This is a genomic window from Hylemonella gracilis, from assembly GCF_004328645.1.
In the GTDB taxonomy this organism is placed as follows: domain Bacteria; phylum Pseudomonadota; class Gammaproteobacteria; order Burkholderiales; family Burkholderiaceae_C; genus Hylemonella; species Hylemonella gracilis_B.
The window spans coordinates 2,449,420-2,472,489 of sequence record NZ_CP031395.1; the positions used below are offsets into that span (position 1 = coordinate 2,449,420).

A 23,070-nucleotide genomic window follows, 5' to 3' on the forward strand; every position below is an offset into this window, starting at 1 on the left:
CAAGCATAAAAAGAACATGGCCCTGCTGCAAATTTCAGAACCCGGTCAAGCCCCAGATCCGCACCAGCGCCGCATCGCGGTGGGCATCGACCTGGGCACCACGCATTCCCTGGTCGCCGCCGTGCGCAATGGTGTCGCCGAATGCCTGCCCGACGCTGAAGGCCGCGTCATCCTGCCTTCGGTCGTGCGTTACCTGCAGGAGGGCCGCCAGATCGGCCACGCCGCGCGCGAACAACAGATCCACGATCCTGGCAACACCATCGCCTCCGTGAAGCGCCTGATGGGGCGCGCCTTGGCGGACATCCCGGAGCCCGACAAATTGCCGTATACGCTGACGGGCGGTGGACGGGATGATGCGGCAGGTGCGCCGGGCATGGTGCGCATACGCACCATCGCGGGCGAAAAGAGCCCGGTGGAGGTCAGTGCGGAGATCCTTGCGACGCTGCGCCAGCGCGCGGAAGACACCTTCGACAGCGAACTGCACGGCGCGGTCATCACCGTGCCCGCGTATTTCGACGATGCCCAGCGCCAGGCCACGAAGGACGCGGCGCAGCTGGCGGGGCTGGACGTGTTGCGGCTGATCAACGAGCCGACGGCCGCCGCCATTGCCTACGGTCTCGACAACGCCAGTGAGGGCATCTATGCCGTCTACGACCTGGGGGGCGGCACCTTCGACATTTCCATCCTGCGTCTGAGCCAGGGGGTGTTCGAAGTCATCACCACCGGGGGCGACTCGGCCCTGGGGGAGACGACTATGACCATGCCTTGGCGGCATTCATGCTGGCCGAGACGGGTTTGAGCGCCGAGACGCCCGAGGACCGGGCCTACCTGCTGGCCGAGGCCCGCGCCGCGAAGGAAGCGCTGTCGGATGAAGACATCGTGACCGCTGAGATCGAATTGTCCAGTGGCAGCGTCGACCTTTCGCTGAACCGCGACCAGTTCGAGGCCTGCACCGCCGCCCTGACCGCGCGCACCCTGGTCGCGGTGCGCAAGGCGCTGCGCGATGCGAAGTTGCAGGTGGGCGACGTGCAGGGCGTGGTGATGGTGGGCGGCTCCACGCGCATGCCCGTCATCCAGCGGATGGTCGGTGCATTGTTCGGCAAGGCGCCGCTCACCAACCTCAATCCCGATGAGGTCGTGGCGCTGGGCGCGGCCATTCAGGCTAACCAGCTGGCCGGCAACAACCCGAATGGTGAACTGCTGCTGCTGGACGTCATTCCGTTATCCCTGGGCATAGAAACCATGGGCGGGCTCGTCGAGCGCATCGTGCCGCGCAACACGACCATCCCCACCGCGATGGCCCAGGATTTCACGACCTACCAGGACGGCCAGACCGCGCTGGCACTGCATGTGGTGCAGGGGGAGCGTGATCTGGTGGCCGATTGCCGCAGCCTGGCCCGCTTCACGCTGCGGGGCATTCCGCCCATGGCGGCGGGAGCCGCACGCATCCGCGTGACCTTCACGGTGGATGCGGATGGATTGCTGAGCGTGGCTGCCCGTGAGCAGGTCAGCGGCGCGGAGGCCAACATCCAGGTCAAACCCAGCTACGGCTTGAGCGACGACGAGATCGCGCGGATGTTGCAGGAGAGCTTCACCACCGCCCAGCAGGACATGCAGGCGAGGGCGCTTGCCGAGGCTCGCGTCGAGGCCGACCGCATGCTGCTGGCCACGCGCAGCGCGCTTGCGGCCGATGCCGATTTGCTTGCCCCGCAAGAGCGGGGCGCGATGGATGCATTGATGAAAACGCTGGAGGTTCTGCGCACCAGCGAAGACGCCAAGGCGATCGACGCGGCCACCGAGGCCCTGGCCAAGGGCACCGAGGCTTTCGCTGCCCTGCGCATGAACCGCGGCATCCAGAAGGCGCTGTCGGGCAAGAACATCGAGGCGGTCTGAGCCCCGCGTCCCCATCGTCTGAAAGAATTCATTCCATGCCCGTCATCAAAGTCCTGCCTCATCCCGAATACGCACCCGAAGGCGCGGAGATCCAGGCTCAGCCTGGCGACTCGATCTGCGAGGTGCTGCTCGACAACCACATCGCGATCGAGCATGCCTGCGACATGAGTTGCGCCTGCACGACTTGCCACGTCATCGTGCGCGAGGGCTACAACTCGCTCAATGAACTCGACGAAAATGAAGAAGATCTGCTGGACCGCGCCTGGGGCCTGACCCCGCAGTCGCGCCTGAGTTGCCAGGCCATCGTGGCCCGGGAGAACCTGGTGGTGGAGATCCCCAAGTACTCGATCAACCACGCCAAGGAAAATCACTGAGTCGCGGCCTGCGTGCCAACGAGCCGGTTCCTTATCATTTCGTCCATGCGTCAAATCGTTCTTGATACCGAAACCACGGGCCTGTCCGCCGAGGGCGGCGATCGCATCATCGAACTGGGCTGCGTGGAACTGCTGAACCGCAAGCTCAGCGGCAACAACCTCCATTTCTATTTCAATCCGGGGCGCGACAGCCACGAAGACGCGTTGAGGGTGCATGGCATCAGCAACGAGTTCTTGCGTGACAAGCCCAAGTTCGCCGAGGTGGTGCAGGAGATCCTGGCCTACCTGCAAGGTGCGGAAATCATCATCCATAACGCGGCCTTCGACGTCAGCTTCCTGAACAAGGAGTTGGAGTTGATTGGCCAACCGGCCTTCAACACCGTTGTCGGCAGCGTGACCGACACCCTGGCCATGGCCAAGGAGCTGTATCCGGGCAAGCGCAATTCGTTGGACGCACTGTGCGATCGCCTGGGCGTGGACAACTCAGGGCGAACCTTGCACGGTGCCTTGCTCGACGCCGAATTGCTGGCCGACGTCTACATCAACATGACGCGCGGGCAGGACGCCTTGCTGATCGACGCGGGTGACGCCGAGCAGCAGACGGGTACGGGGTTCGAGCGCATCGATCTGTCGCGCTTTGATCTGCCGGTGTTGCGCGCTTCCGAGCAGGAATTGGCCGCGCACGATGACGTGCTCACGCAGATCGATAAGGCCTGCGGCGGCAAGACCGTTTGGCGCCAGCTTGCCTTGCCTGTGTAGGCCTCTGAAAGCCACTGAACTTGTGGCATAATCATGGTCTCTTGAGAGCGCAAGCCGATATTTTTGTTGCGCAAGTCGTCGTAAACCCTCGGTTGAATTCCTCGCGGATTCATGTTGATGGTTGCGGCGCAAGAATCAAGGGCGATTAGCTCAGCGGTAGAGCACTGCATTCACACTGCAGGGGTCACATGTTCGATCCATGTATCGCCCACCAACAATGCAAAGGGCCACAACTTCGGTTGTGGCCTTTTGCATTGGCGCGAGCAGAAAATATTTTCCGTTTGGTGGGGGGGTCTCCCTCATACTGAAATGGACTTGCCAGTCCAATCCAAACTAGACTGGACCGTCCAGTATGATTTGGGCATGTCCGAAGAAACCCGAGCCGATACGCGCGTGCGCATCCTGGAAGCCGCGCTGGATACTTTCAGCGAAAAAGGCTACGCCGCCAGTGTCGACGACATCGCGCGCCGGGCCGGTGTCGTCAAGCAGACCCTCTACCACCACTTTGGCAGCAAGGAAGAGCTGTTTCGTGAGGCGTTCACCGGAATGTGCACCTTGCTTGTCGTCGACGCGGCCAGCAGCTCAGGGTCCGTGCGCCTAGACGTTCAGCGTTTCGTCGACGCCTTCGAGAGCCGCGTTTTGAGCGAGGAAGGCCTGGCTTTTCACCGGGTGATGATGTCCGAGCTGCAGCGTTTTCCCGAATTGGCGCACACGATGCACGAGTCTTGGCAAGTGGCTCAGAACCGCTTGATCCGCCTGCTGCAGGCGGGCATGGAACGCGGGGAACTGCGGGCGGAACCCGCCGAGTTCGCGGCCGAGGTGTTGATCAGTCTCCTGACGGGCGTGCACCGCGGCCGTCTGATGGGCAAACCCCTGCACGAGTCGCAACTCTCTCCCTCGCAGATCGTTGACGTTTTCATGCGTGCCTTCGCCCCCGACGCGAAAGCCGCACTCCTTGATTCCCCCATTCATCCGTAACGAAGGACTCTCCATGAACGCCCCTGCCTTCCGTCTTTCCGCGCCTTCTTCGATGCCGCGCGCGCTGGCCCTGGTGCTGGCCATCTCCCTGCCCGTGTTCCTGGCCGCCTGCGGCAAATCCGAAGCCACCGCAGGTGCTGGCGCGGGTGGGCCGCCGGCCATGCCACCGATGGAAGTGTCCGTGGTGATCGCCAGTCCCGGCGAGGCCCTGTTGACCAAGGAGCTGCCTGGACGCCTGCAAGCCTGGCGTACGGCGGAGGTCCGTGCCCGCGTGGAAGGCATCGTCGAGGAGCGGCTGTTCAACGAAGGCTCCGAGGTCAAGGCCGGCATGCCCCTGTACCGCATTGACGCACGTACCTACAAGACTACCTTCGCCGCGGCCAAGGCGGATCTGATCGCGGCGCAGGCCGTGGTCAATCGCTATCGACCGCTGGTGGAGATCAAGGCCGTGAGCCAGCAGGAACTGGACAGCGCCGAAGCCCGTCTGCGCCAGGCCGAAGCCGCGCTGGCACGTGCGGAGATGGACCTGGAAAACACCACGGTGCCTGCCGCGATTTCGGGGCGCATCGGTCGTTCCCTGGTCACCGAAGGTGCACTGGTCGGGCGGGGCGAGGCCACACAACTGGCCACCATCGAGCAGATCGATCCGATCTATGTGAACTTCACCCAGAGCAGCGCCGAGTTGCTGGCCCTGCGTGAGGCTATCAACAGCGGACGCTGGAAAGAGGCGGAGACTCGCCGCATGGAGCTGGTGCTGGAGAACGGCAGTACCTATGCGCTGCCGGGCAAGCTGCTGTTCTCGGACCTGGCCGTCGACCCGAACACAGGCTCGGTGTCCATGCGCGCTGAGTTCCCCAATCCCAAGAAGGAACTGCTGCCTGGCATGTTCGTGCGCGTGCGCTATCCGCAGGCGCGATCTAACCAGCTCATCACCCTGCCGCAGCGCGCGGTGATGCTGACGCAAGGGGGCGCCATCGTCATGGTGGTGGGCGCAGATGGCAAGGTGGCACCGCGTCCCGTGCAGCTGGGTGGCATGAGTGGCAGCACATGGACGGTGACTGGTGGCCTCGCCGGTGGTGAGCAGGTCATGGTGGAAGGCCACATGAAGGCCCCGCCCGGCAGCACGGTCAAGCCGGTGATCTGGAATCCGGCCCCGGCCGCCGCCGCAACGGCGCAAGGGCCGAACGGGGCCGCGTCCGGCCAGGGTCAGAGCCGCTGAGCGCTCCTGAGCCCACGCACGCAAAAGCAGAGCACATAACAAGGAAACCGACATGGCCCGTTTTTTCGTCAATCGACCGGTCTTCGCCTGGGTGCTGGCGCTGGTGATCATCATGGCTGGCGCATTGGCGCTGCGCGAGCTGCCCGTATCCCAGTATCCCGAGGTCGCGCCGCCCGCGCTGGCCATCAGCGTGACCTATCCCGGTGCCTCGGCCCAGGTGGTCGAAAACACCGTGGTGTCCCTGATCGAGCAGGAGATGAACGGCATCGAGGGCTTGCTCTACATGGATTCGTCCTCCGAGCAGAGCACCGGCACCATCAACCTGACTTTCCAGACCGGCACCGACATCGAAGTGGCCTCGGTCGAGGCCCAGAACCGCATCAAGCGGGTGGAGGCGCGACTGCCCGATGAGGTGAAACGCCTCGGGGTGAACGTCACCAAGACCCGGCGCAACTACCTGATGTTCATCATGCTGTACTCGCCCGATGGCAGTCGCAGCAGTGTGGACCTCGCCAGCTACGCGGCCAGCAATGTACTGGATGAAATCCGCCGCGTGCCGGGCGTGGGCGAAGCCCAGATGTTCGGTTCGGAATACTCCATACGCCTGTGGGTGGACCCGGACAAGCTGGCCTCCTACAAGCTCAGCCCGAGCGAGGTGATTGCCGCCGTGCGCGCGCAGAACGTGCTGCTGGCCGTGGGCGAGGTGAACCAACCGCCGGCGCCCGCAGGGATGGAATACGCTGCATCGGTCATCACGCGTGGCCGCCTGAGCACGCCGAAGGAATTCGGCGACGTGGTGGTGCGTGCGCAGTCGGACGGTTCCCTGGTGCGCGTGCGTGACGTCGCGCGGGTGGAACTCGGCGCGCAGGACTATTCCGTCTTTGCGCGCATCGATGGCAAGTCGGCCGCAGGCGTGGGCATCAAGGTTGCGCCGGGCGCGAACGCCATGGCCACGGCCAAGGCTGTGCGCGCGCGCATGGAGGATCTCGGGCGCTTTCTGCCCCAGGGCATGACCTGGGAAGTGCCTTATGACACCACACCCTTCATCGATGTCTCAATCCAGGAAGTGATCAAGACCCTGATCGAGGCCGTGGTGCTGGTGTTCATCGTGATGTACCTGTTCCTGGAGAACTGGCGCGCCACGCTGATCCCGACCATCGTGGTGCCGATCTCGCTGGTCGGCGCGGCGCTGGGGCTCTATGTGCTGGGTTATTCCATCAACGTGCTCACGCTGTTCGCGATGGTGCTGGCCATCGGCATCGTCGTCGACGATGCCATCGTGGTGGTGGAGAACGTCGAACGCATCATGGAAGAGGAGCATCTGCCGCCACGCGAGGCGACAGCCAAAGCCATGGACCAGATCGTCGGCGCCATCATCGGCATCACCGTGGTGCTGTCGGCAGTGTTCGTGCCCATGGCTTTCTTCTCGGGTTCGGTGGGCGCCATCTACCGCCAGTTCGCCGTGACCCTGGTGTTGACCATGCTGTTCTCGGCGCTGATGGCGCTGACGCTCACGCCGGCGTTGTGCGCCACCCTGCTCAAGCATGACCCGACCGGTCACGCCTTGCCCAGCACGGGCTTCTTCGGCTGGTTCAACCGTACCTTCCTCGCTGCCACACAGCGGTATGTTGGCGCGGTGCGCAAGCTGCTGGGCAAGCCCGGGCGCTGGCTGGTGGTCTACGGCGCCATCGTCGCCGCCGCCGTCTTGATGTTCGCCAAGCTGCCGGGCAGCTTCCTGCCCGAGGAAGACCAGGGCTACTTCATCACCATGGTGCAGTTGCCGCCCGGCGCCACGCAGGAGCGCACGGTGGCCGTGATGGAAGAGGCGGAAAAGTTCTTCCTGAGCCAGCCCGAAGTGGAGCACGCGATCGGTATCGTGGGCTTCTCCTTCTTCGGGCGCGGCCAGAACGCAGGCCTGCTTTTCGTGCGGCTGAAGGACTGGGATCTGCGTCCGGACGAGAAAAATAGCGTCAAGGCCGTGGTGCAGCGCGCCAACGGGGCCCTGTTCATGCTCAAGCAGGCCTTCATCTTCAGCATCAATCCACCTCCGATTCCTGAACTGGCGGCCGTGGGTGGTTTTGACTTCCGCCTGCAGGATCGCGGCGGGCTGGGCCGCGAAAAGCTCGCCCAGGCACAGGCCTTGGCCTTGCAGGCGGCCGCGCAGAACCCGGCGCTCGCCGGCGTGCGCATGGACGGCATGCCAGCCGGACCGCAATTGCTGCTGGAGATTGACCGCGAGAAGGCCCAAACCCTGGGCGTGGACATCGCAACGCTCAACGACACGCTGCAGACCTTGTTCGGCACGGCTTACATCAACGACTTCGAACGCAACGGCCGGGTTCTGCGCGTGCAGATGCAGGCCGATCCCTCCGTGCGTACCAGTCCCGAAGCCATGTTGCGCGTGCAGGTGCGCAACCGCACGGGCGGCATGGTCTCCCTGGCCGAGGTGGTCAAGCCGCTGTGGATGGTGGGCGCACCCAAGCTGGACCGCTACAACGGCGTGCCGGCGGTCAAGCTCACTGGCAATCCCGCACCGGGGCACAGCACGGGCCAGGCCATGGCCGCGATGGGGGCGGTAGCCGCCCAATTGCCGGCTGGCGTCGGGTATTCCTGGTCGGGCACCTCGTTCGAGGAAAGCCTGTCGGGTGCGCAAGCGCCCATGCTGTTCGCCATCTCACTGATCGTGGTGTTCCTTTGCCTGGCGGCCTTGTACGAGAGCTGGTCCATTCCTTTCTCCGTGCTGCTGGTGGTGCCGTTGGGTGTGTTCGGTGCCTTGCTGGCGGTGCTGCTGCGCGGCCTGCCGAACGACGTCTACTTCAAGGTGGGCCTGGTCGCGACCATCGGTCTGTCGTCCAAGAACGCCATCCTGATCATCGAGTTTGCGCGCAGCCTGCAAGACCAGGGCATGGCCTTGAAAGAGGCCATCATCGAAGCCTGTCGTCTGCGTCTGCGGCCCATTCTGATGACCTCGATCGCCTTCATCGTGGGCGTGCTGCCCCTGGCCATCTCCACCGGTGCCGGCGCCCAGAGCCGCCATGCCATCGGCACCGGCGTCATGGGCGGGATGATCGCGGCCACCGTGCTGGCCATCTTCCTGGTGCCGGTGTTCTACCTGACGGTGAGCCGGCTGTTCCCCGCCCGCGGTCGGGACGGTGGCAAAGCCGCTGATGGCCTGCCGGCGTTGGAAGTGGAGGCACGTCATGACTAAGTTGCCACAAGGCGCGTGCGGTGTGCAGCCGTCTGCCTCCTCGAATCCACCTTCTCAGAACATGCCCTTCATGCTGCGTTCCCTGTCCCTGGTCGCCGTGGCCGCCTTGCTCTCCGCTTGCTCGGTCATGGCGCCGCGTTACGAGCGTCCGGCGCTCTCCGTGCCTGAAGTCTGGCCCGCCGAAATCCAGGTGGATGCCCGCACCGTGGCTGCCAAGCCCGTGGCCTGGCAGAGCTTCTTTCCCGATGAGCGCCTGCGCGCTTTGATACAGCTGGCGCAGGTGAACAACCGCGACATGCGCATCGCCACCGCCCGGGTGCTCGAGGCACAGGCGCTCTATGGCATCCAGCGCGCCGACCGCTTGCCCAGCCTCAACGCGGGTGGCAGCGTGGCGCGCAGCCGCACGCCGGGGGACCTGTCCGCCACGGGCAGTTCGGTCATCGGGCAGCGTGCCGATGTCAACGTTGCCATTCCCTCATTTGAGCTGGACTTCTGGGGCCGGGTGGCCAGTCTCAGCGATGCGGCCAAGGCCAGCTACCTGGCGACCGAGGAGGCAGAGCGCAGCTTCCGTCTGTCCCTGATCGCGAACGTGGCAGATGCCTACCTGGCGCTGGCCGAGGCCAGCGAGCGACTGCAACTGGCCCAGGCCACGCTCAAGACCCGCGCGCAGACCCGCGAGCTGGTCGACCAGCGTCGCAAGGGCGGTCTGGCCGGTGATCTGGATTACCTGCAGGCCGATGCAGCCTACGAAGGCGCGCGCGCCGAAGTGGCCTCGCTCACGCGGCAGCAGTCCGCCGCGCGCAACTACCTGTCGACCTTGGTCGGCGCTGCGCAGGACAATCTGCCGCCGGGGCGTTCCCTGGCCGGACAGGGCATCGACTTGAACCAGCAGGCCGAGCTGCCCTCGCAAGTGCTGCTGCGCCGTCCCGACGTGCGCGCGGCCGAGCAGCGCCTGCTGGCGGCCAACGCCAACATTGGCGCGGCGCGTGCCGCCTTCTTCCCACGCATCGGATTCACCGGTTCCACCGGTTTTGCCAGCCGCGAGATCGACGGCCTGTTCAAGAGCGGTTCGGAGGCCTGGAGCTTCACGCCCACGATCAGCCTGCCGATCTTCCAGGGCGGGCGCAACAAGGCCAATCTGGACCTGGCCACGGTGCGCAAGGACATCGCCATTGCCGAGTACGAAAAGACCCTCCAGCAGGCCTTCCGTGAAGTGGCGGACCAGCTTGTGGCGCGCGATCAGCTGGCCGCGCAACTGCAGGCGGTGGAAGCCCAGGAGCGTTCCCAGCAGCGCGCCACGGTCATCGCCGAGGCCCGCTACGCCCAGGGCGTGGGCAGCTTCCTCGAAGTGCTGGACGCGCAACGTCAGCTCTTCGCCGTGCAGCAAAACCTGATCCAGGTGCGCCGCAGCATGTGGTCGGCGGCCGCGCAGCTGTACAAGGCGCTGGGCGGCGGGGACGAGGCGGAGATCGGCAAGAAAGGGTAAGTCCCGCTTCGGTGGACATACGGTTTGCTCACCCGTCTGCACTATGCTCGGCGCATGGATCAGACCACAGAACAAGTTGATGTTGTCGTCGCCGGTGCGGGCGTGGTCGGCTTGGCCGTCGCCCGTGCCCTGGCGCTGAGCGGGCGTGAGGTGCTGGTGCTGGAGGCTGCGTCGGCCATCGGCACGGGCACCAGCTCCCGCAACAGCGAAGTCATCCACGCCGGCCTCTATTACCCGACGGGCACGCTCAAGGCGCGCCTTTGCGTGCAGGGGCGCGACATGCTCTACGCCTACTGCGCCGAGCGCGGTGTGAGCCACCGCCGCTGCGGCAAGTTGCTGGTGGCCACCCACGAGGCGCAAATGCCCAAGCTACAGGCCATCGCGGCCCAGGCGGCGGCCAATGGGGTCCATGATTTGCAATGGTTGAGCCGCGACGAGGCCCAGGCCCTGGAGCCCGCGCTGCAATGCGTCGCTGCCTTGCACTCACCCAGCACCGGCATCATCGACAGCCACGGCCTCATGCTGGCCTTGCAGGGTGATCTGGAGAACGTGGGCGGGCAGGTGGTGTTCAACACGCCGGTGACGCGCGCCACCGTGATGCCAGAGGGCATCGAGATCGAAGCGGTGGACGGCGCATCGGGCAGCAGCACCCGGCTGCTGGCCCGAACCTTCGTCAACGCAGCCGGCTTGAGCGCGCCTGCGCTGGTCCGCCAGATCCAAGGGCTGAACCCGCGGCATGTGCCCACGGCCCATTACGCCAAGGGCAGCTACTTCTCTCTTGCCGGGCGCGCGCCGTTCTCCCGCCTCATCTACCCCATGCCCGAAGGTGGCGGCCTGGGCGTGCACCTCACGCTGGACCTGGGGGGGCAGGCGCGCTTCGGGCCGGATGCCGAGTGGCTGTCCGTCGTCTCCGCAGACCAGATCGACTACACCGTCGACCCCGCGCGTGGTGAGTCCTTCTACGCCGAAGTCCGTCGCTACTGGCCCGGCTTGCGGGACGGCGCCCTGCAGCCGGCCTATTCAGGCGTGCGCCCCAAGATCAGCGGGCCCGACGAAGCCGCCGCCGACTTTGTGATTCAGGGACCAGCCGACCATGGCGTGCCCGGACTGGTTAACCTCTTCGGCATTGAATCGCCGGGTTTGACGAGTTGTTTGGCGATTGGGGAGTACGTACGTCACGCGCTTTAGGCCTTGGAATGGCCCCGAGGCTGGCTGCGGTGCGTTTCATTTGCGCTAAAGTAAGTAACGAGGCACGCCTGTCCGAAAGGCAGGGGCGCAAAGCCACCGGTCTCAGTCAGCCGCGTAGTTGCACCAGCCCGCGTCTGAGCGTGTTGGATAAGCAGCGGGGCTGCCGGACATCGTTCTCCAGCCATTTGGCGCGTGATGTCCGTCACGGGCGACGGCTACCGCGTGCGGCGCCCCTTCCTTCTGACACGGTTCTCGTGTTTGAAGAATACAAAGGGAGGAACGCATGTTCACGCGCAAGCGAGTGTCCAGTTTTGGATGCAGGATCGTCTGTGCCCTGGTGGTGGGACTCGGGGTGTTTTCGGCGCGCGCGCAGACCCCCGCTGAAGCGGATCTGGAGCAACAACGCCGCGCAGCCGAGCGCGAACGCGACCAGCGCGAAACCTTGCAGCGTGGTGCGGACGTCTTCGGTCCTGCGCCTGAGACGGAAAACCGTGCCACACCCAGCTGGCCCGAGAACGAATCCCCTTGTTTCCTGATCGAGCGTGTCGTCCTGGAAGGCGATGAAGATGGCGAGTTTGCTTGGGTCTTGGCTCCTCTGCAGAATGACGGGCCATCTCATCTGAAAGGGCGTTGCCTCGGCATCCAGGGCGTGTCGCATGCGGCGCAATTGGCCCAGCAGCGCTTGATCGAGCGGGGCTACGTGACCTCGCGTATTTTCCTTCCGCCTCAGGATCTGTCGCGTGGCGTGTTGACCCTGGCATTGCTGCCCGGGCGCATCAGCGCCGTGACCTATGCCGAACCGCGCAGCGGGCGAGAGCCGCCGGTTAGTACCACCCTTCCTGCGCAGCAAGGTGAGGTCCTGAACCTGCGGCATATCGAGCAGGCATTGGAGAACATGCGTCGCGTTCCGACCGCGCAGGCGGATATCCAGATCATTCCCGGCGCGCAACCGGGCGAAAGCGATCTGCAAATCCGCTGGCAGCAGAGTTTTCCTTTTCGCCTGAATCTGTCGGTTGATGATGGCGGCTCCAAATCCACCGGCCGTTACCAGGCCAATGTCACTCTCAGTTACGACCATTGGTGGACCCTGAACGACCTGTTTTACATCACGGCTGGGCGCAATTTGGGCGGTGAACTGGGTGACCAAGAACAGGGTGACCGTGGGGCCCGCAACACGGCGGCACATTACTCAGTGCCTTTCGGCTACTGGGCGGTGGCATTCAACACCAGTCGCTACGACTACCACCAGACCGTGGCGGGTGTGAATCAGGACTATGTGTATAGCGGGCGTGGTGCGCAGCAGGACGCCACGCTCACCCGTCTGGTGCACCGCAACGCCACTAGCAAGACCACGGTGGGTCTGCAAGGGTTTGCGCGGCAGTCCAACAACTACATCGACGACACTGAAATCGAGGTGCAGCGTCGGCGCACGGGCGGTTGGGCCTTGGATCTGGAGTACCGGACCCAGGTTGGCAGTGGACAGTTCGACTCACAACTGACGTATAAGCGGGGCACGGGCGCGTTTGGTGCCTTGGCCGCTCCAGAGGAAGAGTTGGATGAAGGTCGTTCGCACTTCGCGCTTTTCAGCGTGCAAGGTGGCTGGGCTCAGCCCTTCGAGCTTGTGGGTAAGGCGTTCCAATGGAGTAGCCGTTGGCGCGGTCAGCGCGAACGGACGCCGCTGACCCCGCAGGATCGTTTTTCCATCGGCGGGCGCTACAGCGTGCGTGGTTTTGACGGCGAATCCAGCCTTGCGGGCGAACGTGGCTGGTGGTGGCGCAATGAGATAAGTACGTCGCTGGGTAATCTTTGGGGCGGCAGCCAGCAAATTTATCTGGGCATCGACCATGGGCAGGTCGGCGGCCCCAGTGCCGAGAATCTGGTTGGCAAGGACTTGACGGGTGCAGTGCTCGGCTTGCGCGGTCAAATGGGGCAGGGCCAGGGTGCCTTGTCCTTTGATCTGTTCTTGGCGGCGCCGCTGGCCAAGCCCGACAGTTTCCAAACCTCCGAAACAACCACGGGTTTCCAGCTCTCAATGGCGCTCTGACATGCGCTCGAACGCCTTGGTTCCATCAATATCGGTGCACCGCAATCGGAATTCATTGCTGAACGTTTCAGCTGTTACATTTTTGTATCTCGCCAGTGCATAGCTGATATGGCGCACTGCCTATACTTTGTTCCCAAGGCACACCTGTCCGAAAGGCGGGGTCGCAAAGCCACCGGTCTAATTCAGCGGCGCAATAGGCGCTGAAACGATAGCGGGGCTGTGGGCATCCGTTTCTGGCCGCCAGGCCCTGGATGTCCGTCGCAGTGGTTGCAGACCACTGCGCAGCGACTCCTTTCCCTTTCGTCGCGGGCAGCGTGCCGCGTTAGCAAAGGGAGTGTCTGTCATGAACCGTCAGTGTTATCAACTGATATTCAACCGTGCCCGTGGTGCCCTGATGGCCGTGGGCGAAGACGCACGGGCCACGGGCCAAGGTGGGAGCGGCCAGCGCCGCGCCCGGCGAGCCGGTACCACCGCCACCACGATGGCCGCGTTGCTACTGGGGGGCTGGGCCTTGCACCCTTTGGCCTGGGCGCAGATCGTGGCGGACCCCACGGCGCCGGGTAACCAGCAAGCCACGGTGCTGAGTGCCCCCAACGGTGTGCCCCTGGTCAACATCCAGACACCCAGCGCGGCAGGGGTTTCGCGCAACACCTACAGCCAGTTCGACGTCAAGAGCCAAGGGGTCATTCTCAACAACAGCCGCGGCGATGTGCAAACCCAGCTTGGCGGCTGGGTGCAGGGCAATCCGTGGCTGGCCTCGGGCGGCAGCGCACGGGTGATCCTCAATGAAGTGAACAGCAGCAAGCCCAGCAGCTTGAATGGCTGGCTGGAGGTGGCGGGCCAGCGCGCGGAAGTGGTGATTGCCAACCCTGCGGGCATTCAGGTCAACGGCGCGGGTTTCATCAACGCCGGTGGCGTGACGCTGACCACCGGCACGCCGGTTTTCAACGGCGGTACGCTGGAGGCGTATCGCGTGCAGGGTGGGCGCATCTCTTTCGGCGGCAACGGTCTCGACGCCCGTGGCACGGACTACACCGCCATCCTGGCGCGCGCTGTGGACGTCAACGCGGGCATCTGGGCCGACCGTCTGCACGTCATCACGGGCGCCAACAAAGTCCAAGCTGCCACGCTGGAGGCCACGCCACTGGCCGCCTCAACGGGTGAGGTCGCGCCCGCATTTGCGCTGGATGTGAGCCAGTTGGGCGGTATGTACGCAGGGCAAATCCATCTGATCGGCACTGAAGCTGGCGTGGGGGTGAACCAGCGGGGCGTGGTCGCAGCGACGGCGGGTAATCTGACTTTGCAGACCAATGGCTGGTTGACCAATGCGGGCAGCTTGCAGGCCAACGGGCACCAGATCGCCGTGCAGGCTCAGGGCGTGACCAACACGTCCAGCGGCGTCGTGGCCGCAACAGGCTTAGGTATCCGTGCCGAAGCGGACCTGATCAACCAAGGCCTGATCGATGGTGCGGCCGTGGACGTTCAATCCCGGACGTTGAACAACCAGGGCAGGCTGCAAGCCCGTGACGCCTTGGATTTGGCTATCACCGAGACTGTGACGAACAGTGGCGTCTTGCAATCGGGCGGCGAATTGAGCCTCACCGCTGCAACCATCCTGAACACATCCAACGCGGTCATCGCCGCGAATCAACTGATGGTCCGTGCCGAGGCCAGCCTGGATAACCAGGGCTTGGTGGATGGTGTCAGCGTGGATGTTCAGTCCCAGACGCTGAACAACCAGGGCAAGGTGCAAGCCCGTGACACTCTGGATCTGACGGTGACCGAGTCGGTCACGAACAGCGGCGTCTTGCAATCCGAAGGGGGTTTGAGCCTCACTGCCGCAGACATTGGCAACACGGCCACTGGGGTTGTGACCGCCGATGGGCAAGCCCAGGTCAGCGCTAGCGGTTCTTTGGTGAACCAGGGGCTGATTCAGGCCGATACCTTGGGTGTCACGGTGCAAGGCCAACTGCGCAACAGTGGCAGGGTGCTGGCCGATGGGGCCTTGGCCTTGCAAGCCCTGAGCTTGGACAATCAGGCCGCAGGCATCGTGGCGGCGGCAAACGCGCAACTGAACATCGGCGAAGCCCTGGAGAACCGGGGCGTCTTGGATGGTGGCCAGGTGCGCATCCAAGCCGCGAGCGTGCTCAACACCCAGCAAGGCCGCATCTACGGTGATGTGCTGGGTATTGCGGCGGGTGATGGGTTGATCAATGAGAGCAGTTCGGTCATCGCCGCGCGCGAGCGGCTGGACATCGGAGCGCAGCAGATCAACAACCGCAGCGACGCCTTGCTGTTCAGTGGTGCTGACGGCTTGTTCATCGGCGGGGGTCTGGATGCCGCAGGCCGAGCGCAAGGCGAAGCCAAGTTGCTGCACAACGATGGCGCCACGATCGAAAGCCTGGGGGCGATGACACTCACAGTGGGCGAGCTGCGCAACACCAATGCGGACCTGCGCTGGGAGATCAGGGATGGCGCGACCAGCAGCCACCGGGAACTCTTCACCGTAGGAGGGACGCTCAAGGACGGAGAAATCGGCTGGACCACCAAGAAGTATTACATCGTGCCGGCCAACAGCATATACGGCAATCCGGTGTACGAGAAGTACTACGATGGCCCAGATCCCGTTTCAGGTGGTTACTACGAAACAGATACGTCGAGTGACAACTCTGCAACCTATTGGGTCGACGAGTCTTTCGTGTACGGGCCTAATGATCCGATCTGGGGTCATATGGGGGTAAAAGCACCGACTTGGTCTGCTCCGGGGCCTAAATCACAGGCCGGAAAACTGGCCTGGGATAGTGAAACAAATGGGTACTATTACTCGGAGCCAACGCCTTCGGAGATCGCGGCGTGGCAAGCCAAGGCCGCTCCGTGGATAGCACTCAACAAAGCGGTCCAAGACATGCGCGCCATCGTCGTTACGCAGGACCTGGAATACCGCAGCTACCGCACCTACACCGAAACCGCGCAGACCGTCACGGTCACCCAGAGCAAGGCTGGGCAGATCTTGAGCGGTGGGAACATGACGATACGTGCCAGCGTCAGCGCGCTCAACCAAGACAGCAGCATCCTCGCGGGCGGCAGCCTCAGTATCACGGGCAAGGAGCTGACCAACCAGGCCACCCAGGTTCAACTGCTTGATCGCCGCAGTGGTGATTTCGTGTCCTATGGTGTGACCGGCAGGGAGTGTGACATTTCCGGCTGCTGGAATGAGCACGGCTGGAAAGACCCGGTCGACTACAACGAGTCCATCCCCCGCACCGTGGCCTTGACCGTCGTGCGATCAGGGCAAGGCGTGGCGACTTCGAGCGCTGGCTCTGGATTGACCTTGCCGCCGGCGACCAGCGCGAAGGGGCCGGCTGCGGCGCTTGCGCCATTGACGGCCTTGTCAAACAGCGCCCTGTTCCAGCCGGCCAAGCCCAACAGCGGGTATCTGGTCGAGACCGACCCGCGGTTCGCCAACCAGCGCGAATGGCGCAGCAGCGACTACCTGTTGACGGCCCTGCAAGCCGATCCGGCCACGACGCAGAAGCGCCTGGGTGATGGCTTCTATGAGCAGCGCCTGGTGCGTGAACAGGTCGCGCAGCTCACGGGCCAGCGCTTCCTGGGCGACTACAGCGATGACGAAGCCCAATACCAGGCGCTGATGGAGTCTGGCGTGACCTTCGCGCAGGCGCATAAACTGGTGCCTGGCGTGACGCTCACGGCGGAGCAGGTCGCGTCCCTGACCAGCGACATCGTCTGGCTGGTGGAGCGCACGGTGACGCTGCCCGATGGCAGCACGACCCTGGCCTTGGTGCCCCAGGTCTACCTGGCGCCCAAGAAGGGCGACCTCGGCGAAGATGGCCTGCTGTTTGGCGGCAGCAGCACCTCCGTGATCGCCGGGCGCAAGGTGATCATCGACGTGGAGCAAGACTTGCTCAACACCGGCAGCATCGCCGGGCGGCAGGTCGTGCAGATCAGCGCCGAGGGCATCAACAACCTGGGTGGCGACATCACGGGCGGCGCCGTCTTCCTGGAGGCCGAGGAGGACATCCGCAACATCGGCGGCAGCATCGGCGCGCAGACCGCGCTATCCCTCAAGGCGGGCGGTGACATCGAAATCGCCAGCACCACCACCGAGAGCCACAGTGAATCCAAGGTGGGCAAGAGTGGCAGCGCCTCCTTTGGCGGCCAGTATGTGGACCGGGTGGCGGCCCTGTATGTGTCCAAGCCCGATGGGGTGCTGGTGGCCAGCGCGGGCAATGACATCAACCTGGTGGGCGCGGTGCTGCAAAGCGCCGGTGACATCGGTCTGAACGCGGGCAACGACATCAATCTGGAGACGCTGCAGACGGGCAGCTACAGCGACGTCTATTACGACAAGAAGACCAAGAGCACCACGAAAGTCAACCCAGAAACGGGCGAGACCACAACCAGAAAGGCGCCCGCTGGCTCCGAAGTGCTGAGCACTGAAAACGGACAGATGACCTACAGCCGCAACTACTCGCGCACGAGCGAGACGCAGGAGGTGGGCAGCCAGATCAACGCCAGCGGCAACATCGTCCTCAACGCAGGCAATGACATCTTCAGCCGCGCCGCCAGCGTGCAGGCGGGCATGGGCGAGGGTGAGGGCGTGCTGATCGCCAGCGCGGGCAACGACATCACCATCGAAGCCGGAGAGGCCACGTACAGCAACAAGGTCGGCAGCTACGGCACGGCCAGCAATGCCTTGTCGTCCAGCAGCAGCACGCGCATGAGCAGCAGCAGCTACACCTCGGCGCAGGCCAGTGACTGGGGTGGGGATGTTGTCGACATCAGCGCCGACGGCGACATCACGGTAGCGGGCAGCAATGTCGTGGGTGACTTTGGCGTCAGCCTGGATGCGGGTGAGAACATCAACATCCTCGCGGTGGAAACGGAAAGCGCCCAAAGCAGCTACCGCAAGGACACGAAAAGCGGCTTCGGCATGGGCAATATGGCCATCACCCTCGGTGGCAGCCAGAGCCAGTCGATGGAGCAACGCGGCACGCAGACCCATGCGGCGGGCAGCACCGTGGGGGCCATTGCCGGTAATGTCGAACTCAGTGCGGGCAAGAGTTACACACAAATCGGTAGCGACCTGACCGCCGGAACGAAAGTCACTGAGGTGGATGGTGAAAAGGTGACTTCTGATGGGAACATCACCGTCAATGCCGAGCGCGTCCAGATCGTCGAGGCGAGGGAGACCAGTGAGTCCTGGACGCAGCAGAAAACCAGCCAGAGCGGGTTGAGCCTGGGCGTGAGCAGTCCCTTGTTGTCCGCCTTCCAGAGCATGAGCAATACCGCTCAGACCATGCAGAGCACGGACAGTGAACGCATGCAGGCGCTCGGCGCCGCGACCATGGCCATGCAGGCGTACCAGGCGGGGAACACGGCCCAGAAGCTGGCGGACGCTGCCAATGAGGGTGATGGCAACGCCATGGGCGTCAGCTTCAGCTTGAGTGTCGGTTCGTCCAGCAGCACGTCAACGACCGAGACCAAGGCGGACGGATCCCGCGGAAGCGAGTTGGTCGCGGGCGGCGCCATCAAGCTGAATGCCACTGGGGCAGGCCAGGACAGCGACATCCTGATCCAGGGCAGCTCGATCAAAGCAGAAACCAAAGTCAGCCTGAATGCCGAAGGTGACATTGCGCTGTTGGCCGCGCGCAATGACCGGGAGCAGAGCACGACCCAGAGCAGCAGCAATGCCAGCCTGGGCATCGGCTACACCATGGGCGCCAAGGGCAACGGGTTTGGCGTGATGGGCAGTTTCGGAACGAGCCAGATGAACGGTGATGGTTCAGAGACGGCCTACACCAACACCCAGATCAAGGCGGGCCAACTCCTTGAAATCAACAGCGGGGGTGACACATCGCTCATTGGCGCGGTTGCACAGGCCCATCAAATCACCGCCAAGGTGGGCGGCGATCTGACCATCGAGAGTCTGCAGAACCAGGCCACCTACGAGGAAGATGGCTACAGCGCAGGCGGCAGCTTCTTTGTTGGGTATGGCGGCAACAGCGCCAGCGTGAACTATGGGCAGACCACGATCGACAGCTACTACCAGAGCGTGGAGCAGCAAAGCGGCCTCAGGGCCGGTGACGGCGGCTTCCAGGTCAATGTGAAAGGCAATACGGAACTGATCGGCGGGGCCATCACCAGCACCGATAAAGCGGTGGATGGCGGAAAAAACAGCTTCAAAACTGCGAGCTTGACGCTGAGGGACCTTGAGAATAAGGCCAGCTATAGCGCGGAAAGCATCGGTGTCTCGGTGGGCACAGGCAGTGGCAGTGCGGGTTACGGATATGACTCCGGCAACGACAGCAGTACCACCTCGGCCGGCATCAGTGGTATCGCGGGCAATCAGAATGCTAGGACGGGAGACAAGGAAACGGGCATAGACAACAACTTTGATCTGGCGGACGTGCAGGCGGAGTTGGGCGCTCAGGTGGCGATCACCCAGGCTTTTGGTCAGAACGCCAGCAAGCTGGTGGGCGACTACGCCGAGAAGCAGCTGAAGCAGGCAGATCAGCTGGAGCAGCAGGCGAACAATGAAAGCGACCCGGTGCGCCGAGCGCAATTGCTGGCTGAGGCTGATCAGCTCAAGAGTGATTGGGGTCCTCAGGGCACGCTGCGCGTGCTGGCGCATACGACCATCGGTGCTCTCACGGGCGGAGCCAGTGGCGCAACAGGTGCGGCGTTGGGCACCTTGACTGCGCCTGCCGTGGCGGATGCCTTGAGTGACGCCGGTATCGATGGCCCGCTGGCCAGCATTCTCATTGGAGCCGCCAGTACAGCAGTAGGTGCCGCTTCAGGTGGTGCAGCAGGTGGTGTGACAGCCTACAACGAGGTAACCAATAACTATCTAATGCATGAAGAGCGCCAAAAGCTCAAAAATGCCGAGAAAGCTTGCTACATTGAAAAGAGTCCAGAGGCTTGCAGTACTGCTTCGGCATTGCGCTACAAGGATGAGCTTAGTGACAAGCTCTTAGCCAATGCCGCTGCTACCTGTGAAGGGGAGGATTGCAATAAGGTAAGTCAGTTTATCCAAGCCCAGATGAGTGAATTGGGATGCACTGCGCCCTATGCCTGTCCAGATTACAACACGCTGGAGAAATACTGGCGTGTAGCTCAAGAAAAAGCCCAGGGCTTGGTGCCCGTCTATCCAGAGAGTTGGCTGCTTGATGCCAAAGCTATATTGGATCTAGGCAAGTTGGGTGTGCGTGCAATTTCAGGAGCCGCTTCAAATGGGGCGGAGAGTTTGGCAGCACTAGCGAGCCTGAGTAGAACTGATGCTCAGACGATGGTAAATAGCTTCTATCGGGATGGAATGGAGCCAGTAAATTGGACAGTTGGAAAACCCGGCGAGTCGGCACTAAATTTGGCTACGCACTGGGAGAAGCACAAATTGGAGTTTCCAAGCCTCCAGTCTTCTAATGAGTACTATCGTGCGGCACAGGAATTTATCGCTAACCCTCCCGCAGGAACGTTAACAAAGATTATTGATGGCAGTGGCGATGTGCTTTTCTATAATCCAACTACTAATATTTTTGCTGTGAGAACAGTCGACGGCCTGCCTAGAACCATGTTTCGGCCTAACCCAGCTAGTCATAGATTCAACTCTAATATGGATTTTTGGAACTCAAAATGAGTACAGATCTATATTGCTGCAGAGTATGTGGTCACGATAGCCGTCCATTCTTTCCATGGGGAGTCGATGGAAAGACACCGAGCTACGAGATTTGTCCAGTATGCAATGTCCAATGGGGCTATGAGGACGTAACTCCTGAAGGCGTTAGTAAGTTTCGAAATGAGTATTTCGAACGAAAAAAACTTAGCCCGACGTCCGGGCGGAGCCAGTCCTGAATTTTGTGTTTGAGCCGGCGTCCTGCCCTGCACGCGGTAGCCCTGACGGGTGCGTTGGGTGTTGTAGAACAGCATGAAAGCATCCAGATCGGCCTGTATCTCCAGGCGTGTCTGAATTTTTTTGTTCGAGGTGCCGAAGGATTTATCTCTGTTAGCGCTTGATTGCCTCCGCCGCCTCCCGCACCAACCCCGGCCCCTGGTAAATGAACCCGGTATAAATCTGCACCACATCCGCCCCCGCCTCGATCTTGCCGACCGCGTCCCCTGCACTCAGGATGCCGCCCACGCCGATGATGGGGAAGTCCTTGCCCAGCGCGGCGCGCAGTTGGCGGATGACGCGGTTGCTGGCTTCGAGCACGGGCGCGCCGGAGAGGCCGCCGGTTTCTTGCGCATGCGGCATTCCTTGCACTGCGTCGCGGGCCAGGGTGGTGTTGGTGGCGATCACGCCGTCCATGCCCTGGCGCTTCAGCGTGGCGGCAATCAGTTGCACCTGGGCTTCGTCCAGGTCGGGCGCGATTTTCACGAAGATGGGTACACGGCGCGGCGTCACGCCGCCTTGGCCATTGGGCCTGCCATGTTGCTGCGCCAATTGCTCGCGCCGCGCGGCGATGGCCGAGAGCAGGGCGTCCAGCGCTTCGTCGCTTTGCAGGCTGCGCAGGTTTTGGGTGTTCGGGCTGGAGATGTTGATGGTCACGTAGTCGGCATGCGGGTACACGCCTTCCAGGCCCTGGAGGTAATCGTCCGTGGCGCGCTCGATGGGCGTGGCGGCGTTCTTGCCGATGTTCAGACCCAGCAGGGCCGGGCACCCGTTGCCCTGGCGGAACTTGGCCTTCTGCACATTGGCGATGAAGGCGTCCAGGCCCTCGTTGTTGAAGCCCAGGCGGTTGATCAGCGCGTTGGCTTGCGGCAGGCGGAAGATGCGCGGCTTGGGGTTGCCGGGCTGGGGCAGGGGCGTGACGGTGCCGACTTCCACGAAGCCGAAGCCCATGGACGCGAAGGCGTCGATGCAGCGCGCGTTCTTGTCCAGGCCGGCGGCCAGGCCCACGCGGTTGGGGAAGGTCAGGCCCGCGAGCGTGACGGGATCCTCCACGCGGGTCTGGCGGTAGGCGCAGGCCAGCGGCGTGTTCTGCGTGCGGGCCAGCATGTCGAGGGTGAAATCGTGCGCGGCTTCGGCGTCCATCTTGAACAGCAGGGCGCGGGGCAGGGCGTAGGGGAGCAGAGAGGGTAGGAAGGACATTGGATAATTGTCCCAGAACCTTTTTCGGTTTCTGCGTCCTTCTTTTTCCCTCTCCCCAACTCCTTTCATGACCCAAGACGAACTCAAAACCCTGGTCGGCCAGGCCGCGCTGCAGTATGTGGTTCCCGGCGAGATTGTCGGGGTGGGCACAGGTTCCACGGTCAACAAGTTCATCGATGCACTGGCTTCGATGAAGGACCAGATCAAGGGCGCGGTGTCCAGCTCCGTGGTCAGCACCGAGCGGCTCCAGGCCATCGGCATTCCCGTGTTCGATGCGAACGAGGTGGGTGAGCTGTCCGTCTACATCGACGGCGCCGACGAGATCGATGGTGCCGGTTGCATGATCAAGGGCGGCGGCGCGGCGCTCACGCGCGAGAAGATCGTCGCGGCGCAGGCGCGGCGATTCATCTGCATCGCGGATGAGTCCAAGCTGGTGTCTGTGCTGGGCCAGTTTCCGCTGCCGGTGGAGGTGATCCCCATGGCCACGCGGCGCATCACCCGCCAGTTCGAGGCGATGGGGGGCACGGTCACGCTGCGCCTGAAGGACGGCGTGCCGCTGCTGACCGACAACGGCCAGCACATCTTGGACGTGCGCGGCCTGCAGATCCGCGACCCGCTGACCTTCGAGTCCGAGGTGAACCAGTGGCCGGGGGTGGTGACGGTGGGGGTCTTCGCCCATCAGCGGGCGCAGATTTGCCTGCTGGGGACGGCGGACGGCGTGAAGACGCTGAACTTCACGTCCTGATGACTGGTGGTCCGCGCTTACTGCTCCAACAGATGGAGCCCGAGGATGCGGGGTGACTGCGCAGCGACAT

At 63.2% G+C, this 23,070-nt stretch carries 11 protein-coding genes, 1 tRNA gene, 1 pseudogene and 2 riboswitches; of the genes and pseudogenes, 12 read left to right on the forward strand and 1 reads right to left on the reverse strand.

The features are described 5' to 3' along the window. The first annotated feature begins 16 nt into the window (after positions 1 to 16). From hscA to DW355_RS11655, 11 genes and pseudogenes are all read left to right on the forward strand, one after another. Positions 17 to 1,893, forward strand: a pseudogene (gene hscA / locus DW355_RS11605) (Fe-S protein assembly chaperone HscA). A gap of 35 nt (positions 1,894 to 1,928) precedes the next feature. After that, the gene (gene fdx / locus DW355_RS11610; RefSeq protein WP_035608049.1) at positions 1,929 to 2,267 is read left to right on the forward strand and encodes an ISC system 2Fe-2S type ferredoxin; all 339 of its coding nucleotides are present in this window, start codon (positions 1,929 to 1,931) and stop codon (positions 2,265 to 2,267) included. Positions 2,268 to 2,312: 45 nt separating this feature from the next. Further along, positions 2,313 to 3,026: a DNA polymerase III subunit epsilon gene (gene dnaQ / locus DW355_RS11615; RefSeq protein ID WP_131280269.1), complete on the forward strand. Its 714-nt coding sequence runs from the start codon at positions 2,313 to 2,315 to the stop codon at positions 3,024 to 3,026. A gap of 139 nt (positions 3,027 to 3,165) precedes the next feature. Then, a tRNA-Val gene (locus DW355_RS11620) sits at positions 3,166 to 3,240 on the forward strand. Between the two features lie 149 nt (positions 3,241 to 3,389). Beyond that, complete coding sequence (locus DW355_RS11625; protein WP_165493184.1) at positions 3,390 to 4,004, forward strand: TetR/AcrR family transcriptional regulator; 615 nt, start codon at positions 3,390 to 3,392, stop codon at positions 4,002 to 4,004. Positions 4,005 to 4,017: 13 nt separating this feature from the next. Then, complete coding sequence (locus tag DW355_RS11630; RefSeq protein WP_131280272.1) at positions 4,018 to 5,223, forward strand: efflux RND transporter periplasmic adaptor subunit; 1,206 nt, start codon at positions 4,018 to 4,020, stop codon at positions 5,221 to 5,223. A 52-nt stretch (positions 5,224 to 5,275) separates the two neighbouring features. Then, complete coding sequence (locus DW355_RS11635) at positions 5,276 to 8,431, forward strand: efflux RND transporter permease subunit (RefSeq protein ID WP_131280273.1); 3,156 nt, start codon at positions 5,276 to 5,278, stop codon at positions 8,429 to 8,431. Positions 8,432 to 8,501: 70 nt separating this feature from the next. Then, complete coding sequence (locus tag DW355_RS11640) at positions 8,502 to 9,917, forward strand: efflux transporter outer membrane subunit (RefSeq protein WP_131282641.1); 1,416 nt, start codon at positions 8,502 to 8,504, stop codon at positions 9,915 to 9,917. A gap of 54 nt (positions 9,918 to 9,971) precedes the next feature. Next, a complete protein-coding gene (locus tag DW355_RS11645) occupies positions 9,972 to 11,105 on the forward strand; it encodes an NAD(P)/FAD-dependent oxidoreductase (protein ID WP_131280275.1) in 1,134 nt (377 codons plus the stop codon). A gap of 51 nt (positions 11,106 to 11,156) precedes the next feature. Then, a riboswitch (cyclic di-GMP riboswitch) is annotated at positions 11,157 to 11,273 on the forward strand. A gap of 115 nt (positions 11,274 to 11,388) precedes the next feature. Then, the gene (locus DW355_RS11650; protein WP_131280276.1) at positions 11,389 to 13,149 is read left to right on the forward strand and encodes a ShlB/FhaC/HecB family hemolysin secretion/activation protein; all 1,761 of its coding nucleotides are present in this window, start codon (positions 11,389 to 11,391) and stop codon (positions 13,147 to 13,149) included. Positions 13,150 to 13,276: 127 nt separating this feature from the next. Next, positions 13,277 to 13,374: riboswitch (cyclic di-GMP riboswitch) on the forward strand. A gap of 118 nt (positions 13,375 to 13,492) precedes the next feature. Beyond that, entirely contained in the window at positions 13,493 to 20,803 is a 7,311-nt protein-coding gene (locus DW355_RS11655; RefSeq protein WP_131280278.1) for a hemagglutinin repeat-containing protein, read from the forward strand. 366 nt (positions 20,804 to 21,169) lie between these two features. On the opposite strand, the gene DW355_RS11660 is transcribed toward DW355_RS11655, so the two are convergent. Beyond that, the gene (locus DW355_RS11660; RefSeq protein WP_131280280.1) at positions 21,170 to 22,255 is read right to left on the reverse strand and encodes a quinone-dependent dihydroorotate dehydrogenase; all 1,086 of its coding nucleotides are present in this window, start codon (positions 22,253 to 22,255) and stop codon (positions 21,170 to 21,172) included. 67 nt (positions 22,256 to 22,322) lie between these two features. Between DW355_RS11660 and rpiA the strand changes: the two genes are divergently transcribed. Then, the gene (gene rpiA / locus DW355_RS11665; RefSeq protein WP_131280281.1) at positions 22,323 to 23,000 is read left to right on the forward strand and encodes a ribose-5-phosphate isomerase RpiA; all 678 of its coding nucleotides are present in this window, start codon (positions 22,323 to 22,325) and stop codon (positions 22,998 to 23,000) included. Positions 23,001 to 23,070 lie beyond the last annotated feature (70 nt).